Annotated in this window: 18 protein-coding genes; 10 read left to right on the forward strand and 8 right to left on the reverse strand. The window is 69.7% G+C overall.

What is annotated here, in order from left to right; translation table 11 throughout:
- Positions 1-40: 40 nt before the first annotated feature.
- From E3T22_RS13250 to E3T22_RS13270, 5 genes are all read left to right on the forward strand, one after another.
- The gene (locus E3T22_RS13250) at positions 41-1000 is read left to right on the forward strand and encodes a hypothetical protein (RefSeq protein WP_134407933.1); all 960 of its coding nucleotides are present in this window, start codon (positions 41-43) and stop codon (positions 998-1000) included.
- A 93-nt stretch (positions 1001-1093) separates the two neighbouring features.
- Positions 1094-2065: an aldo/keto reductase gene (locus E3T22_RS13255; protein WP_134407932.1), complete on the forward strand. Its 972-nt coding sequence runs from the start codon at positions 1094-1096 to the stop codon at positions 2063-2065.
- On the forward strand, positions 2062-3063 hold the full coding sequence (locus E3T22_RS13260; RefSeq protein ID WP_241983686.1) for an NAD-dependent epimerase/dehydratase family protein: 1002 nt from the start codon (positions 2062-2064) through the stop codon (positions 3061-3063). The genes E3T22_RS13255 and E3T22_RS13260 overlap by 4 nt, the downstream gene beginning before the upstream one ends.
- A 28-nt stretch (positions 3064-3091) precedes the next feature.
- Positions 3092-3976, forward strand: a complete 885-nt coding sequence (locus E3T22_RS13265; RefSeq protein WP_103479921.1) for an aldo/keto reductase — start codon at positions 3092-3094, stop codon at positions 3974-3976.
- Positions 3973-4275 carry a putative quinol monooxygenase gene (locus E3T22_RS13270; RefSeq protein ID WP_103479922.1) on the forward strand — a complete coding sequence of 101 codons (303 nt, stop codon included), beginning with the start codon at positions 3973-3975 and terminating at the stop codon, positions 4273-4275. The genes E3T22_RS13265 and E3T22_RS13270 overlap by 4 nt, the downstream gene beginning before the upstream one ends.
- A 16-nt stretch (positions 4276-4291) precedes the next feature.
- On the opposite strand, the gene E3T22_RS13275 is transcribed toward E3T22_RS13270, so the two are convergent.
- The 5 genes from E3T22_RS13275 to dnaK are packed head-to-tail and all read right to left on the reverse strand — an operon-like array spanning position 4292 to position 9188.
- On the reverse strand, positions 4292-5215 hold the full coding sequence (locus tag E3T22_RS13275; RefSeq protein ID WP_088457593.1) for a LysR family transcriptional regulator: 924 nt from the start codon (positions 5213-5215) through the stop codon (positions 4292-4294).
- 50 nt (positions 5216-5265) lie between these two features.
- Positions 5266-5679: a heat shock protein transcriptional repressor HspR gene (locus E3T22_RS13280; RefSeq protein WP_088457594.1), complete on the reverse strand. Its 414-nt coding sequence runs from the start codon at positions 5677-5679 to the stop codon at positions 5266-5268.
- 8 nt (positions 5680-5687) lie between these two features.
- Positions 5688-6695, reverse strand: a complete 1008-nt coding sequence (locus E3T22_RS13285; protein ID WP_088457595.1) for a DnaJ C-terminal domain-containing protein — start codon at positions 6693-6695, stop codon at positions 5688-5690.
- Positions 6688-7320, reverse strand: coding sequence for a nucleotide exchange factor GrpE (locus tag E3T22_RS13290; protein WP_134479565.1), 633 nt, complete (start codon positions 7318-7320; stop codon positions 6688-6690). Before E3T22_RS13290 ends, E3T22_RS13285 begins: the two co-directional genes overlap by 8 nt.
- Positions 7320-9188 (reverse strand): molecular chaperone DnaK, encoded by a 1869-nt coding sequence (gene dnaK, locus E3T22_RS13295; RefSeq protein ID WP_088457597.1) that lies wholly within the window; start codon positions 9186-9188, stop codon positions 7320-7322. Before dnaK ends, E3T22_RS13290 begins: the two co-directional genes overlap by 1 nt.
- Positions 9189-9409: 221 nt before the next feature.
- Here dnaK and E3T22_RS13300 point away from each other — a divergent pair, with 221 nt between their 5' ends.
- From E3T22_RS13300 to E3T22_RS13310, 3 genes are read left to right on the forward strand one after another with little or no spacing between them, the layout of a single operon-like run.
- Positions 9410-10135, forward strand: coding sequence for a response regulator transcription factor (locus E3T22_RS13300; protein WP_279327056.1), 726 nt, complete (start codon positions 9410-9412; stop codon positions 10133-10135).
- A complete protein-coding gene (locus tag E3T22_RS13305) occupies positions 10132-11664 on the forward strand; it encodes a cell wall metabolism sensor histidine kinase WalK (RefSeq protein ID WP_198415023.1) in 1533 nt (510 codons plus the stop codon). The genes E3T22_RS13300 and E3T22_RS13305 overlap by 4 nt, the downstream gene beginning before the upstream one ends.
- Entirely contained in the window at positions 11664-12143 is a 480-nt protein-coding gene (locus E3T22_RS13310) for a 2'-5' RNA ligase family protein (protein ID WP_088457599.1), read from the forward strand. The genes E3T22_RS13305 and E3T22_RS13310 overlap by 1 nt, the downstream gene beginning before the upstream one ends.
- Positions 12144-12199: 56 nt before the next feature.
- Here E3T22_RS13310 and E3T22_RS13315 read toward each other — a convergent pair whose 3' ends face one another.
- The 3 genes from E3T22_RS13315 to E3T22_RS13325 are packed head-to-tail and all read right to left on the reverse strand — an operon-like array spanning position 12200 to position 15179.
- Complete coding sequence (locus E3T22_RS13315; protein ID WP_134479566.1) at positions 12200-13306, reverse strand: Gfo/Idh/MocA family protein; 1107 nt, start codon at positions 13304-13306, stop codon at positions 12200-12202.
- Positions 13285-13989, reverse strand: a complete 705-nt coding sequence (locus E3T22_RS13320) for a ThuA domain-containing protein (protein ID WP_134479567.1) — start codon at positions 13987-13989, stop codon at positions 13285-13287. Before E3T22_RS13320 ends, E3T22_RS13315 begins: the two co-directional genes overlap by 22 nt.
- The gene (locus E3T22_RS13325) at positions 13986-15179 is read right to left on the reverse strand and encodes a Gfo/Idh/MocA family protein (protein WP_134479568.1); all 1194 of its coding nucleotides are present in this window, start codon (positions 15177-15179) and stop codon (positions 13986-13988) included. Before E3T22_RS13325 ends, E3T22_RS13320 begins: the two co-directional genes overlap by 4 nt.
- A gap of 111 nt (positions 15180-15290) precedes the next feature.
- Between E3T22_RS13325 and E3T22_RS13330 the strand changes: the two genes are divergently transcribed.
- The gene (locus tag E3T22_RS13330) at positions 15291-16319 is read left to right on the forward strand and encodes a LacI family DNA-binding transcriptional regulator (RefSeq protein WP_134479569.1); all 1029 of its coding nucleotides are present in this window, start codon (positions 15291-15293) and stop codon (positions 16317-16319) included.
- A 61-nt stretch (positions 16320-16380) separates the two neighbouring features.
- Positions 16381-16872, forward strand: coding sequence for a GNAT family N-acetyltransferase (locus tag E3T22_RS13335; RefSeq protein WP_134479570.1), 492 nt, complete (start codon positions 16381-16383; stop codon positions 16870-16872).
- The last annotated feature ends 20 nt before the right edge of the window (positions 16873-16892 follow it).

The raw sequence follows: 16892 nt of genomic DNA on the forward strand, positions 1-16892 counted from the left end.
GTGGGTCTCTGGCAACGGGTAACAGGAAGTTTGGTGCGACATGGCGGTCACAACAACCGATACGGCAGTGCAAGTCTCGGTAGAACTCACTCCCACGGATGGAGTGGTGATCGAGGGTAATTCGCTGGGGGTCACCATACGCATCACCGCGCTCCGGCCGGCGTTGATCGAGCACGCCGAGCTGACGCTGATCCGCAAGGTCAACTACACCTACGGCCGCGGCAACATCTACGGCGGCGTGTTCCCCGCCCGCGAACGCACCACCGAGCTGCTCACCACGGTCACGGTGCAAGCGCCGGGTGCAATCCCGGCCGGCCAGACCCGGGTGTTGTCGGGCAGCCTGAGCATTCCCACCGACGGCCCGGCCTCGGTGCGGGGCGACCTGATCGACGTGGGCTGGTCTGTGCGTTGCGTCCTGCATGCCGCCGGTGGTCAGATCATCAAGCGGGAACGACTGATCGACGTGCAGTCTTGGGGCCAGACCAGCGCCACCGACATCGGCCATCCGCCGGTCGGCGAACACCTCGGACAGGTCGCCCTGGAGTTCATCGCGTTGTCCTCCCGGGTGCTGGAACCCGGCACCCCGCTCACGGGCGTCCTGCGGGTGCGTCCCCGCGACGAGATCTCGACCCGGGGCGTGCGCGTGCAGCTGGTGCGCTGCGAGGAGGTCTGGGGCGGACCCGGCCAGGTCGCCGACCCCGACGCCAGCGAGTCCGAGGGCTACCGGCACGCCGAAGCCGTGACGGCCGCCGTCGTGGTGGGCCCCGCCGGGATGCTCACCCCCGGCACGGTGGTCGATCTGCCGTTCACGGTCGAAACACCCGCGGGCCTGCCGGCACCGTCGTTGTCCATCGGTAACCTGCACGTGCGCTGGGAAATCCGGGCCGTCGTCGACCTGCCCCTGCGCCTGGACCCGCGGCTCTCGCTCGACCTGCTCGCCGTCACGGCCAGCCGGCAACCGAGTGATTCCGGCCGCCCCGGGGCCCTCGACACCGACTGAGCACCGGTCTCACCAGGATTGAGAAGGCGGAGTGCTGGATCGCATCCGGTTCTCCTGTTGGACAGTGGGCTCCGAGCGGAGCAGCCTGAGGGTATGGAATACACACACCTCGGTCGTTCCGGCCTGTCCGTTTCGCGCCTGTGCCTCGGCACCATGAACTTCGGGCCCGAGACCGACGAGCCCACCTCGTTCGGCATCATGGACGCTGCCAGGGCGGCGGGCATCAACTTCTTCGACACCGCCAACGTCTACGGCTCCAAGCAGGGCCGGGGCGCCACCGAGAGCATCCTGGGCCGCTGGTTCGCGCAGGGCGGCGAGCGGCGCGAGGACACCGTGCTGGCCACCAAGGTCTACGGCACCATGTCCGACCGGCCCAATGACGGCAAGCTGTCGGCGCTCAACATCCGCCGCTCACTCGATGAGAGCCTGAAGCGCCTGCAGACCGACCACATCGACCTGTTCCAGTTTCACCACGTGGACCGTGACACCCCGTGGGATGAGATCTGGCAGGCCATGGAAACCGCCGTCGCGCAGGGCAAGGTCCTCTACGCCGGCAGCAGCAACTTCGCCGGTTGGCACATCGCCACCGCGCAGGCCGAGGCCCGCAAGCGCAACTTCAGCGGGCTGGTGAGCGAGCAGTCGCTGTACAACCTGCTCAAGCGCGACATCGAACGAGAGGTCATCCCCGCCGCCCAGGCCAACGGGATGGGAATCCTGCCCTGGTCGCCGCTGGACGGCGGCCTGCTCGGCGGTGTGCTGCGCAAGGAGCGCGACGGCAGCCGCCGGGTCTCCGGGGCCAACGCCGACAAGCTCGAGAAGAACCGCGCGGCCATCGGTGCCTACGAGGACTTCGCCGCCGAACTCGGCACCGAGCCCGGCGACCTGGGCCTGGCCTGGCTGATGCACCAGAGCGCGGTGACCGCACCGATCATCGGTCCGCGCACCATGGAGCAGCTCGAGGCCGGCCTGCGCGCCGTTGACCTGAAGCTCGACCAGGCCGCGCTCCATCGCCTAGACGAGATCTTTCCCGGCTACCGCACCGCGCCGGAAGACTACGCCTGGTGAGCGCCGGACTCAGTGTTCTCTTCATCGGCGGCACCGGGGTGATCAGCACGGCCGCGGCCGAGCTGGCCGTGGCTCGTGGCCACCGGCTGACCGTGCTCAATCGCGGCCAGTCCGCCCTGCGCAGCGTTCCCGACGCGGCTGAGGTGCTCACCGTGGACGTGCGGGACGCGGCCGCGGTTGCGGCGGCGCTCGGTGAGCGTCGTTTCGACGTGGTGGTGGACTTCGTGGCGTTCACCCCGGAGCACGTGCGCGCCGACATCGCCCAGTTCGCCGGCCGCTGCGGGCAGTACATCTTCATCAGTTCGGCCTCGGCGTACCAGAAGCCGCCGGCCGCCCTGCCGGTGCGGGAGTCCACTCCCCTGCACAACCCGTTCTGGGCGTACTCCCGCGACAAGGCCGCCTGCGAAGATGTGCTCATGGCGGCGCACCGGGAGCAGGGCTTCCCGGTCACCATCATCCGCCCGTCGCACACCTACGACCGAACCCAGATCGCGCTGCTCGGCGGGTGGACCGACATCCACCGGATGCGCACCGGTCAGCCGGTGGTGGTGCACGGCGACGGCACGTCGCTCTGGACCCTCACCCACAGCACCGACTTCGCCAAGGCGCTCGTGGGCCTGTTCGGCCGGTCGCAGGCCGTGGGCGACAGCTTCACCATCACCTCGAACGAGTACCTCCCCTGGGACGCCATCTACGCCGAGTATGCCCGCGCCGCCGGCGCCCCGGCGCCGCAGATCGTGCACGTGGCGAGTGACACCATGGCGGCGGCCAACCCCGAGTGGAGTGGTCCGCTGCTGGGCGACCGGTCTCACTCGGTGATCTTCGACAACAGCAAGGTCACCGCACTCGTGCCCGATTTCGTGTGCACCACCCCGGTCGCGCTCGGCTTCCGCGAGGCGATCGCCTGGTACGACGCGCATCCCGACCAGCAGGTGGTGGATGCGGCGCTGAACGCCACCCTCGACGGGCTCGTCACCGCGCACTCCACTCTTTCCTGATCATCCGCAGCACTCGATTGGACACCCTATGAAGACCCGACTCATCGGCGACCGTCCCGTCAGCTCCATCGGCCTGGGCGGCATGCCCATGTCGATCGAGGGCCGACCCGACGAAGCCCGCTCCATCGCCACCATCCACGCCGCCCTCGAGGAGGGCGTGACCCTGTTCGACACCGCGGATGCGTACCACCTGCACGCCGACGAGGTGGGCCACAACGAGTCGCTCATCGCAAAGGCCATCGCCTTGTGGGGCGGCGACTCGTCGCGGGTGATCGTGGCCACCAAGGGCGGGCACCTGCGGCCCGGCGACGGCACCTGGTACGTCGACGGCCGACCCGAGTACCTCAAGCAGGCCGCCGAAGCCTCGCTCAAGCGCCTCGGCGGCGACGCGATCGACCTGTACCACCACCACCGGCCCGACCCCGCGGTGCCGTACGCCGACTCGATCGGCGCCATCCGGGACCTGCTCGACGCCGGCACCATCCGCCTGGCCGGTATCTCCAACGCCAACCCGGCGCAGATCCGCGAGGCCCACGACATCCTCGGCGGCCGGCTCGCCAGCGTGCAGAACCAGTACTCGCCCGCGTTCCTCAGCAGCCGGCCCGAGCTCGACCTCTGCACCGAGCTCGGCGTCGCGTTCCTGTCCTGGAGCCCACTGGGCGGCATCAAGTCCGCCGCCGACCTGGGCACAGCCTTCGCGCCGTTCCAGCGGGTGGCGGATGCCCACGGCGTGAGCCCGCAGGTCGTCACGCTGGCCTGGCACCTGGCCGCGTCGCCCCGGGTGATTCCCATCCCCGGTGCGAGCCGACCCGAGAGCATCCGTGACTCGGTCCGCGCAGCCGACCTGACCCTGTCAGACGAGGAACTCGCCACCCTGTCGGCCGCTCTGAACGACGCCGCGGTGACGGCATGACCGCCATCGTGCACCTCGACCTGCGCCTCGACCCGGCCGCGCTCGAGACCGTCCCGGCCCTGCTGAACGAAGTCCTCACCGCGACCCGCGCCTGGCCGGGAAACGAGGGACTCGAGGTCATCGTCGACGACGCCGACCCCGCCCACGTGATCGTCGTCGAGCACTGGGCCACCGCCGCCGACCACGACGCCTACGCCGCCTGGCGCACCACGCCGGAGGGTGTCAGTCGTCTGGGTGAGGTTCTCGCTGCTCCGCCGGTGAAGACGGTCTTCTCCGGCCGGATCCCGCTGGCCCTCTAGCCGGTCAGCCGGCCGGTCAGGCCGCCGAGCCGACAGCGTCGACGGGCTCGAGGGCGGCGGCCGCGGCGGCGACGTCTTCGAGCAGCTGCTCAAGGAACGCCGACGCGGCCGGGCTGGGCTCGTCGGCGACCGCCACGGCCACCGCCCACTCGGGCACGGTCGCCGGCAGCGGCACCGCAACGAGGTCGTCGGGCCGCTTCAGCGCGAAGCTGGTGGGCACGATGGCCACGCCCAGGTTGTAGCCCACCAGTTCGAGCAGCGGATGCACGTCGTTGACCTCCATCGCCGCCCGGTACTCGAAGCCGGCGGCGGCGAACGCCCGCCGGGCGAGCATGTGCGCGCCCCAGCCGGCCTGGAAGCCGATCAGCGGTTCGGTGCGCAGGGTCTCCAGGTCGGCCTCGGCCAGAGCCGCGACGGGGTGGTCCGGGTGGCAGAGCACCACCATCTTCTGGCTGCTCAACCGGTGCAGCCGCACTCCGGGCGGGGTGTCCCCGGTCACCACGACCAGCGCCACATCGGTGGTGCCACTGGCCACCCCCTCGATCAGCTCCACGGAACCCAGCTGGCGCAGGCGCACCTCCACCCCCTGGTTCGCGGTGCGGAAACGGGCGAGCTCGGCGGGCAGGTCCACAGAGCCCAGGCACGGTTCGGCGCCCACGGTAAGGCGTCCGCGCATGAGGCCGCGTACCGCGGCAACGGCGTTCTGGGCCGCTGCGGCGCTGGCCAGGGTGCGAAGCGCATCCGCCAGCAAAGCCTGACCGGCGGCCGTGAGCTCGACCCGGCGGGTGCTGCGGATGAACAACGAGGTGCCCAGCTCGATCTCCAGGGCCCGGATCGACGCGGACAGCCCCGACTGGGAGATGTGCAGCAGCTCGGCTGCCCGGGTGAAGTGACGTTCGTCGGCGACCGTCACGAAGTGTTCAAGCTGACGCAGTTCCATTCAGCAACCCTACAACTCAGTGCGGCAGCACCCAGAGCCTCGACGTCTCGCTACTTGTCGAGGGGGCGCCAGATCACCACTTGGTTCGAGCGGCGGGTGCGGGTGCCGGCGCGCATCGAGATGACGTCACCGGCCGAGCCGGCCGCGAAGACGCGGCGGCCCGGACGGTTGAGCAATTCGTCGGCCAGGGCCGCTTCCAGGTCCCCCACCCGGCTTTCCAGGGCCCGCACGGTGTCTTCCAGCGCGAGGATGCGCCGGATCCCCTCCAGGCTCACACCCTCGGCACCCAGATCCGCGATCTCCCGCAGCCGGGCCACATCGCGCATTGAGTAGCGGCGCGAGCGGCCCGGCGTGCGGCCGGGGCTGACGAGCCCCATCCGGTCGTACTGCCGCAGGGTCTGCGGGTGCATACCCGCCAACTCTGCGGCAGTGCTGATCACGAAGACCCGGGTGTTCTCATCCATGACCGGTGTCAGCCCTTGGCCCTGGCGAGCAGTTCGTCGCGCGGGTTCTCCTTGGGCAGCGCCTCGTTGAACGCGAGCAGCTTCTCCTCGGCGTCCTTCGACAGGTGCGACGGCACGGCCACCTGAACCTCGGCGAGCAGGTCGCCGGTGCCCTTCGGGGTGACCACACCGCGACCCTTGACCCGCAGCACCCGCCCACTGGGGGTGCCGGGCGCCACGCGCAGCTTCACCGGCGGCCCGCCCAGGGTGGGCACCTCGATGGTGGCACCGAGGGCGGCTTCAGCGAAGGTCACCGGCACGTTCACACGCAGGTTGAGTCCGTCGCGTTCGAAGACCGGGTGCTTGCGCACGGTGACGGTGAGCACGATGTCACCGTTCTCGCCGCCGTCCGGGCTGGGTTGCCCCTGCCCGCGCAGCTTGATCTTCTGCCCGTCGGCCACGCCGGCGGGAATCTTGACCTTGATCGACCGACCCTCCTGCGTCTGCAGGGTGATCTGGTCGCCGTGGGTGGCCGTGATGAAGTCCACCGTGGTCGACGCGACCACGTCACGCCCCCTGGTCGGCCCGCCCGCACCTCGGAAACCTCCGGTGGGGGTGCCGAACCGGCCACCACCACCCTGGGCGCCACGGCCGAACATTCCGCCGAGGATGTCGTCGAAGCCGGCCTGCTCGTAGGAGTAGCCCTGCTGTTGACGGGCTCCTCCACCGAACATGCCGCCGAAGACGTCGTCGAAGCCGCCCTGCTGGCCGCCCTGCCCGGGGGCGGTGAAGCGAGCTCCACCGCCCATCGCGCGCACGGCGTCGTACTCCTTGCGCTGTTCGGGGTCACCGATGACCGAGTGGGCCTCGCTGATCTCCTTGAACTTCGCCTCCGCCGCGGGGTTACCCGGGTTGGAGTCGGGGTGGTACTTGCGGGCCAGCTTGCGATATGCCTTCTTCAGGTCGGCCGCGGAGACGTCCTTCGACACCCCGAGAACCTTGTAGAAGTCCTTGTCGAACCAGTCCTGGCTAGCCATCGCTCGGTACCTGCACGACGACCTTGGCCACCCGCAACAGCGAGGACCCGAGGTAGTAGCCGGTCTCGACGACGTCGCCGACGGTTTCCACGTCGATGTCGGGCGTGGGCATCTGGAAGATGGCCTCGTGCACGGTGGGGTCGAACACGTCGCCGACGGTGCCGTACGGCTTGAGGCCGATGCGCTCGGTGCTGGCGCGCAGCTTGGCGGCGATGGTCGCGAAGGCGGTGTCGCCCTCGAGATCGCCGTGCTTCTCGGCCCGGTACAGGTCGTCGAGCACCGGCAGCAGTACCTTGACGACTTCGCCGGTGACGCGCTCGCGCTCGATCTCCCGGTTGGCCTCGGTGCGCTTACGGTAGTTGGCGTACTCCGCGGTGACCCGCTTGAGGTCGGCGAGGTGCTCGCTGGAGGGATCGGATGCCTCGAGGTCGGCCGCGTCCAGGATGTCCTGCACGGTCAGCTCGTCCTCCTCGATGCCCGCGGCGTCAGCCGCGTCGACGAACTCGGCCGGAGCGGCCGCGTCGGAGTCCGGCCCGCCCGCCGCGGGGGCGCCCGATTCGGGCACTCCCGCAGCAGCAGACTCGTCTTCGGGACGGTTCTCGTCCGGACGGTTGGCGTCGCTCATTACTTCTTCGCTTCGTCCTCGTCGTCGACAACCTCGGCGTCGACAACGTCTTCGTCGGGGTTGCCCGACTCGGCGGTGGGCTCGGCGGTCTCGGACTCGCCGGCCGCGGCATCCGCCTGGCTGGAGGCGTAGATGGCCTCGCCGAGCTTGCCCTGGCTCTCGGTGAGCTTGTCGAACGCGGTCTTCACAGCGTCGTCGTCGTCACCGGCGAGAGCGGACTTGAGGGCGTCGACGTCGGCCTGAACCTCGGTCTTGACCTCGTCGGGCAGCTTCTCGTCGTTCTCCTTGATCAGCTTCTCGATCGAGTAGGCGAGCTGCTCGGCGCCGTTGCGGGTCTCGGCGGCTTCGCGGCGGCGCTTGTCTTCTGCCGCGTGCTCTTCACCCTCGCGAACCATGCGCTCGATGTCTTCCTTGCCCAGCGCGGTGCCGCCGGTGATGGTCATTGACTGCTCCTTGCCGGTGCCCTTGTCCTTGGCGGACACGTGGACGATGCCGTTGGCGTCGAGGTCGAAGGTGACCTCGACCTGCGGGATGCCGCGCGGGGCCGGCGCGATGCCGGTGAGCTCGAAGGTGCCCAGGTTCTTGTTGTCGCGGGTGAACTCGCGCTCGCCCTGGAAGACCTGGATGGCCACGGACGGCTGGTTGTCGTCGGCCGTGGTGAAGGTCTCGCTGCGCTTGGTGGGGATGGCCGTGTTGCGCTCGATGAGGCGCGTCATGATGCCGCCCTTGGTCTCGATGCCGAGGCTCAGGGGGGTGACGTCGATGAGCAGAACGTCCTTGCGCTCGCCCTTCAGGACACCGGCCTGCAGTGCGGCGCCGACGGCGACGACCTCGTCGGGGTTGACACCCTTGTTCGGGTCCTTGCCACCGGTCTCGGCCTTGACGAGCTCGTACACGGCGGGCATGCGGGTGGAGCCACCGACGAGAACGACGTGCGCGATGTCCTCGACCTTGACGCCGGCCTCACGGATGACGTCCTGGAAGGGCTTCTTGGTGCGGTCGAGCAGGTCTTCGGTCATCTTCTCGAACTGGGCGCGGGTGAGCGTCTCGTCGAGGTTGGCCGGGCCGTTCTCCGTCAGCGAGAGGTACGGCAGCTGGATGCTGGTGGACATGCTCGAGGAGAGTTCCTTCTTGGCCTGCTCCGCGGCTTCCTTGAGGCGCTGCTTGGCGATCTTGTCCTTGGAGACGTCGACGCCGGTGGAGTCCTTGAAGCGCTTGATCAGGTGATCAACGATGCGCTGGTCCCAGTCGTCGCCGCCGAGGCGGTTGTCACCGGAGGTCGAACGCACCTGGATGGTGCTGAAGTCGTCGTCCTTGCCCACCTCGAGGAGGGAGACGTCGAAGGTTCCGCCACCGAGGTCGAAGACCAGGATGAGCTCGTCTTCCTTGCCACGGTCCAGGCCGTAGGCCAGGGCGGCCGCGGTGGGCTCGTTGATGATGCGCAGCACGTTGAGGCCGGCGATCTCGCCGGCTTCCTTGGTGGCCTGGCGTTCGGCGTCGTTGAAGTACGCGGGAACGGTGATGACGGCATCCGTCACCTTGTCGCCCAGGTACTGCTCGGCGTCGCGCTTGAGCTTGGCGAGGATGCGGGCGGAGATCTCCTGCGGGGTGTACTTCTTGTCGTCGATGTCGACGGTCCAGTCGGTGCCGACGTGGCGCTTGACCGACGAAATGGTGCGGTCCACGTTGGTGACGGCCTGGCGCTTGGCGGTCTCGCCGACGAGTACCTCGCCGTCCTTGGTGAACGCGACCACGGAAGGCGTGGTGCGGAAGCCTTCAGCGTTTGCGATGACGGTGGGTTCTCCACCCTCGAGTACGGCCACCACCGAGTTGGTGGTTCCGAGGTCAATGCCGACTGCACGAGCCATGTGAGAGTATCTCCTTCAAAGTTTGGGTTCAAGGCCTGTTTCAAAGACTTGAGTGTTGCTGGCTCAAGTGTGCCACCGCCCAAAAACCTAAGTCAAGCCGGGGCCGCCAAAGTTGAGTCGGAGAGGCTCAACTCCCAGCGTTCTCACAAGAAGTGGGACAATAACGTGTGCCGCCCTCGACCTCACCCGATCCCGCCGCGGACTCCGTACGCCGACGCGCCGTGCTGGCGAAGCTCCCGCGGATCTCCCGGCTCGACGGCTCCGCCATCCGGGTTCTCCTCGTCGACGACGAGGACACCCTCACCAATCTGGTGAGCCTGGCGCTGAGTTATGAGGGCTGGATCGTGGACGTCGCCCACACCGGGCAGGCCGCCCTGCGGGCCTACCGGGACAACCGGCCGGACGTCGTGATCCTGGACATCATGCTGCCGGACACCGACGGATTGAGCGTGCTGCGCCACCTGCGCTCCGGCGGTTCCACCACGCCGACCCTGTTCCTCACCGCCAGGGACTCTGTGGACGACCGCATCATCGGCCTGACCGCCGGCGGTGACGACTACATGACCAAGCCGTTCAGCCTCGAGGAGCTCGTGGCCCGGCTGCGCGGGCTGCTGCGCCGCACCGTGCAGGCCGTCCCTGAGGAGCAGGCCGCGCTGGTGGTGGGCACCCTGACCCTGGACGAAACCAGCTATCGGGTGCGTCGCGACGACGCCGACATCATGCTCACCACGACCGAGTTCGACCTGTTGCGCTACTTCATGCGCAACCCGATGCGGGTGCTGAGCCGGGCGCAGATCCTTGACGAGGTCTGGAACTACGACTTCGCCGGGCGCGGGAGCATCGTGGACCTCTACGTGTCGTACCTGCGCAAGAAGATCGATGCGGAACGCGCCCCGATGCTGCACACCGTGCGCGGTGTCGGCTACATGCTGAGGCCCGCGGAGTGAGCGCGGTCGGTTCGTCTACGGCTCCCCCCGAGCGCGGAGCGGCGCCCTGGACGCTCCGCCGCCGACTGGTGGTGGGAATCGCCGGCGTCGTGGCAGCGGTGCTTCTGGGCATGGGCCTGCTGAGCATCGCCGTGTTGAGCACCTCCACGAACACCGTGGCCGATGCCCAGCTCACGGCGTCGCTGTCGGCGCTGAGCCAGTCTGTCGACAAGTACCGGGGTCCGCCCGCCGTCGGCGGGCACGGGCACGGCGGCGGCGTGGCCAAGTCCTTCGTCGATTTTGTCGGGCACGGGCGTGGCACCGTGATCGCGGTCGTCGCTGATGGTGTGGTCGCCGACTCCGCCCTGTTCTCGGGCACCGGCGCCGTTGTGCTCTCGACCGACGCGATCGAGGCGATCGAGCTTGCCGTCACCGATCTGGAGTCGGACGGCGAGAACCGAAGCCTGAACCTGGGCGACCTCGGCAGTTACCGCGTCGCGACAGTCGTCAACGACGGCGAGCTGCTGGTGGCCGGCGTACCGCTCGAGGCCGCCGAGATGGCGTTGTTGCGCCAGGGCCTGGCCATCGCCGTCTTCACGGTGCTGGCGCTGGCCGGAACCGTGCTGGGCACGATTCTGGTCGTGCGACTCGCCCTGCGCCCACTGGCCCGGGTGGTCGAGACCGCCGTCGAGGTGACCGCGCTGCCGTTGGCCGTGGGCGACCACGGCATCTCCACCCGCCTCGCGGCCGCAGACACCGATCCCCGTACCGAGACGGGCAAGGTGGGTGAAGCCCTCAACCAACTGCTCGACCACGTCGACACCGCCCTCAGCGTGCGGGCCGCCACCGACCGGCGGATGCGCCGGTTCGTCACGGATGCCTCCCACGAGCTGCGCACCCCGCTCGCGGCCATCCAGGGCTACGCCGAACTGACCCGGCAGGACAGCGCCGAGCTGCCCGAGATCACCGAGTACTCGCTCGCCCGGATCGAATCCGAGGCTCGGCGGATGAGCTCGCTCGTGAGTGATCTGCTGCTGCTCGCCCGTCTCGACGAGGGCCAGGACCTGCACGTGGAAGACGTGGACCTCGCCGACCTGCTGCTGACCGCGGTGAACGACGCCAGGGCATCCGCGCCGTCGCACAGCTGGCTCGCCGAGGTGCCGGACACTGCCGTGGTCGTGCGCGGCGACCGGGAACGCCTGCACCAGCTGGTGGCGAATCTGCTCTCCAACGCCAGGGTGCACACCCCGCCCGCCAGCAGCGTGACCGCCCGGCTGCGGGTGGGCTCGCCCGGCATGCCGGTGCAGCTGAGCGTGCAGGATGACGGGCCGGGCATCACCGCGGATCTGCTGCCGGTGATCTTCGAACGCTTCGCGCGCGGCGATGCCTCCAGGACCCAGGTGTCCGGCGGCCCCCGCAGCACCGGCCTGGGCCTGGCGATCGCCCTGTCGATCGCCGAGGCGCACGGAGGCACCATCCGGGTGCGGTCCTCCCCCGCGGGCACCGCCTTCACAGTCACCCTGCCCACCCCGGGCACCCGGCGCCCGTGATGCCCCGACTGGTGGTGGTGCTCCCCGTGGTGCCGCTGCGCGTGGGCGCCGGCTTCGCCGTGGCCGAATGGCCCCTGCACGTCACGGTGCTGGCGCCGTTTCTCACGGATGCCGACCCCGGCGACGTCGGCCACGCCATCCGTCTCGCCGTCGAGAACCAGGCGCCGCTCACCGTCGTCGCCGGCGAGGACGCGCTGTTCGGGCGGCGGCACACCATCCCCGTCACAATGCTGCTCCCGCACGAGGGACTCACCCGGCTGCACCACACCCTGGTGGACACCCTGCGGCCGTTCGCCGCCGCTCCAGACGAACCGGCCTTCACCGGCGACGGCTTCCGTGCCCATGTGACGCACAAGCCGCCCGCCCGCCTTCACCCCGGCCAGTCCCTCACCCTCGGTCAAATCGCCCTGGTGGACATGCTCCCCCGAACACACGAGGCCGGCCGCACGGTCCTGGCCGCCACCAGTTTCGCGAGCTGAGAGGAAAGCCCCGAAAACCAGAGGGTTTCGGGGCTTGACTCACCGTCCGCGAGGTGTCACTCGCGCGGCGACCAGACCTCCCGGGCGGTCAGCGGCACCGCGAGGGGACGCTCGGTCGTCGTGGTCAGCTCGAGCCGGCGCCCCTCGGCGGCCGACTGCAGCAGCGAGGTCATCACGTCGAGGGAATGCAGCGCGATGTCACCGTTCGCGCGGGCCGCACGGTCGGGGCCGGCCGCGATGAAGTCGAGCAGGCCGATACCGCGGGCGCTGTCCAGGTAACCGGCCGCCGTCGGCAGGGGCCGCCACTGGGTGGCCCCGAGCTCGAAGAAGCGCGTCTCGCCGTCGAACCGGTTCGGGTCAGGCACCGAGAGGGTGCCGTTCTCACCGTGCACCTCGAGGGGGGCCGCGTCGGTGGCGGCGCCGTCGAAGCTCGTCGTGATCGTGGACAGGGCGCCACTGTCGTGCTCGAGCACCCCGGTGATGTGCGTGTCGACGTCGACCGGGATCACCGCGCCGGCCCGCGGGCCCTGCGTGATCGTGCGCGTGCCCCGCAGCCGGCTGGCCGCGCCGGTGACCGAGCGCACCGGCCCGAGCAGGTGCACCAGGGCGGCCACGTAGTACGGGCCCATGTCCAGCAGCGGGCCGCCGCCGCTCTGGTAGTAGAAGTCGGGGCTGGGGTGCCAGCGTTCGTGCCCCGCTGTCACCATGACGGCGGATGCGGCCAGCGGGCGCCCGATCAGGCCGTCGTCGATCGCGTGACGAGCGGTCTGCACCCCGGTACCCAGAACGGTGTCCGGCGCGCTGCCCAGGCCCACCCCGGCGGCAAGCGCCGCGGCAACGATCTCGCGGGCGTCGGCCATCCGGGCGGCCAGCGGCTTCTCCCCGTAGACGTTCTTGCCATGGCCGATCGCGGCCAGCGCGATCTCGGCGTGCGCGGCCGGGATAGTGAGGTTAAGCACGGTGTCGACCTCGTCGCTGGCGACCAGCTCGGACACCGACAGGGCTCGCGCGTGCGGCAGCCGGTCGGCCAGGGTGCGGGCCCGGGCGGTGTCGAGGTCGGCGACCGCCGTGATCCGGATCTGGGCGCTGTCGGCGAGAGTGTCGAGGTAGGCGGCCGAGATGTTGCCCAGGCCTACGATTCCTAGGCGGTGCGGGTGGCCCACAGCATGCCCCTTTCGATGATGGTGCGTACGTTGGGGTCGGCGAGAACCTCCGGGCTGTGCCCCGCGGTGCTGACGCATAGGCGACCCGCCCCCCAGAGCCGGGTCCACACCGCCGGCGAGGTGATGGGTCGGTGCCAGGGCTCCCAGTCGGGCGCCGGATGGGTCGTCGTGGCGAGCACATCGATGAGGTCGTCGTGCAGCACCCAGTACTGCTCGGTGCACAGGTCGAAGTCGGCGAGGCCGGCGGTGATCGGATGCTCCCGGCCGAGCGGCGTCATCTGCACCGTGTAGTCCAGGTAGTTGTTCTCCTGCGCGCCGTCGACCCGGTCCGCGGGCGGTTTGCCCGGGTGGGTGGCGAACTGGCCGCCGATCAGCTGCAGGTAGTCGGCGGAAGCCCGGAACGAGTCGGCGATGCCGCCGTGCCAGCCCGTGAGACCGGTGCCGGCGGCCACCGCCGCGCGAAGTCCCGCGACCTGGTCGCCGCTGATCTCACTCATCGTGACGCTCTGCACGATGAGGTCGAACCGGGCCATCTGCTCGGCGTCGGCGTAGATCTCGGGTGACTCCTCGATCTGCACCGAGTAGTCGTGTGCGGCGAGGAACGGTAGGAACATCGCCGTGGCGGCGACGGGGTGGTGGCCGTCCCAGCCTCCTCGAACGATCAGGGCGTTGTGCTGGGTCATGCGGTTCTCCGTTCCACGGGCGTCGTCTGGGATCTGGCCTTGGCGCTCGCCTCGACCGCGGCGAGTACCCGTTGAACATCGAGCGCCTCGACGAAGCCCGGCGAGGGCGCGGTTCCGGCGCCGATGGCGGTCACGAAATCGACAATCTGGTGGGTGAACAGGTGCTCGTAGCCGAGGCCGTGCCCGGTGGGCCACCAGTTGGCGACGTAGGGATGCACGGGATCGGTGACGACGATGCGGCGGAAACCCTCGGCCTCGGGGTCGGTACCGCGGCCGTCGAAGTACTCGAGTTCGTTCATCCGCTCGAAGTCGAAGGCTATCGATCCGCTCTCACCGTTGATCTCGATGCGGTTCGCGTTGCGACGGCCGGTGGCCATCCGGGTGGCCTCGAACACTCCCAGGGCCCCGCCGGAGAAGGTGGCGGTGAACACCATCGCATCGTCGACCGTGACCGGCCCGCGGGCCGCGTCGGGGTCGGCGACACCGCCGAGTCCGGCCGCCGCGCCGCGCTGCGGACGTTCGGTGACAAAGGTGCGCAGGGTCGCAGAGACCTCGGTGATGCTCTCGCCGGTGAGCCATTGCGCGGTGTCGATGCTGTGGGCGCCGATGTCGCCGAGCGCCCCGGAGCCGGCCTTGGCCTTGTCCAGCCGCCAGCTGAGCGGGGCCGCCGGATCGCTCAGCCAATCCTGCAGGTAGTCAGCCCGCACGTGCCGGATAGCGCCCAACCGGCCCTCGGCGATGAACCGGCGGGCCAGCGCCAGCGCCGGCGTGCGGCGGTAGCTGAAGCCGCACATCGACAGCACGCCGGACTGGGCGGCCTGCTCGGCGGCGTCGGCCATCGCCACGGCTTCAGCCACGGAATTGGCCAGCGGCTTCTCGCACAGCACGTGCTTGCCGGCCGCGAGGGCGGCCAGGGCAATCTCGGCGTGGGTGTCACCCGGAGTGCAGATGTCGATGACGTCGATGTCGTCGCGGGAGACGGCTTCGCGCCAGTCGGTCGACCACTCCTGCCAGCCCAGTTTTGTGGCCTGCGCGGCGGTGGTGTCAGCGGACCGGCCCACGAGCAGCGCCATTTCGGGTTCTCGGGGAAGGTCGAAGAACCTCGGCGCCGTGCGCCAGGCCTGCGAATGGGCCGCGCCCATGAACGCGGTTCCGATCAACGCCACCCGCAGTGGGGTCTGGTCTGCCATTCGCGCTCCTTCAGTCGACACCATCGTCGGACGCTTGTCCTCTGCGAGGATGGCAGCACCAGCACCACCCCGGCACTTTTTTGCGCAAAAATGGTGGGAGGAGGCAGGGTGATGGGCGAAACGGCACGGGTGACACTCAGTGATGTCGCCGAGCGAGCGGGAGTGTCCATCGCCACGGCCTCACGCGCCCTGGCCGGGCGCGGCGAACTGGGTCTGGCCACCCGGGAACGGGTTCTGGCGGCCGCGACCGCGCTGGGCTACGACCGGGGCACGTCGTCGCGCGGACGGCCCAGCACCCTGGACACGCGATTGATCGAGCTCGTGCTCGGCTCCTTCGACGATGCCTGGACCGACGAGGTCACGGCGGGTGCGCGGCGCAGTGCCTTCGAGCACGGCTACGACCTCGTGCTCACCCTCGAGCGGGACGACCCCGCCGACGACTGGCCCGCGCGGGTCGCCACCCGCCGGCCGTCCGGCGTGATCCTGGGCCTCATCAGGCCCACCCGTCGGCAACTCACCGAGCTGCGGGGGCTGAGGATCCCCCTGGTGTTGCTGGACCCGCGGTCAGACCCCAACGGCGAGCTGGCCAGCGTGGGCACGACCGACCACCAGGGCGGTTACGACGCCGGCGCGCACCTGGCCGCCACGGGCCTCGGCCGCTTCGCCGTGATCACCGGCACCCCGCGGTTCAGGTTCGGTAAGGCTCGCGAGGAGGGCTTCCGCCGCGCGATCGCCGAGCACGCGCCCGGCGCCCCGGTCACGCGCGTGGACGTGGGCTGGGACGGCGCTGGTCTCAGCACCGCGATCCCCGACCTGTTCTCCGGTGACCGTACCCCTGTGGGCGTCTTCGCCTGCAACGACGCCATGGCCCTGGCGGTGTACCCCGCGGCCCGGCGGGCCGGGCTGCGCATTCCCGCGGACATCAGTGTGATCGGCTTCGACGACGAACCGCGCTCCATTGTGGCGTCACCTCCGCTGACCAGCGTGCACCAGCCGCTGGGGGCGATGGCCGCCCGCGCGGTGGCCCTCGTGCACGAAATGCGCGCCCGCGGCGGGGAGCACTTCGACAGGATCGAGCTGCCGACCCGGCTCGTGTTGCGCCAGTCCACCCTCGCCACCCCTCCGCGAACTGTGCCTTGAGCGCTAAAACCTCAGGTTTTCGGTGCGAAAGTCACGGCTCGCGGGGCGGTAATTTGGGGGAATGGAGATACGGGAAGCCCGGGAGGGCGACTGGGGCGCGATCTGGCCCTTTTTGCGGGACGTTGTGGCGGCCGGCGAGACCTATTGCTGGCCACGGGACACCAGCGAGGCCGACGCTCAGGCGTGGTGGCTGGGCAAGCCCGGCGGCCGGGTCTTCGTGGCCGAGGACCACGGCCGGGTGCTCGGCACCGCCGAGCTGCACCCCAACCAGCCGGCGGCGGGAGGTCACGTGTGCAACGCCGGCTTCATGGTGGCCCCGCAGGCGGCCGGTCGAGGCATCGGCCGCGCCCTGGCCGAGCATGTTCTCGGGCAGGCCGCGAACGCGGGGTTCCGCGCGATGCAGTTCAACGCCGTGGTGGAGACCAACCACAACGCCGTGAGCCTCTGGCAGAATCTGGGCTTCAGCATCCTCACCACGGTGCCCGGCGCCTTCCGTCATCCGGTGCACGGCTATGTGGGCCTGCACGTGATGCACAGATCGCTGCTGCCCTGACTACTGCCCTAATATCCGTC

The organism is Cryobacterium sp. TMB3-10 (assembly GCF_004402305.1).
Classification (GTDB): Bacteria; Actinomycetota; Actinomycetes; order Actinomycetales; family Microbacteriaceae; genus Cryobacterium; species Cryobacterium zongtaii.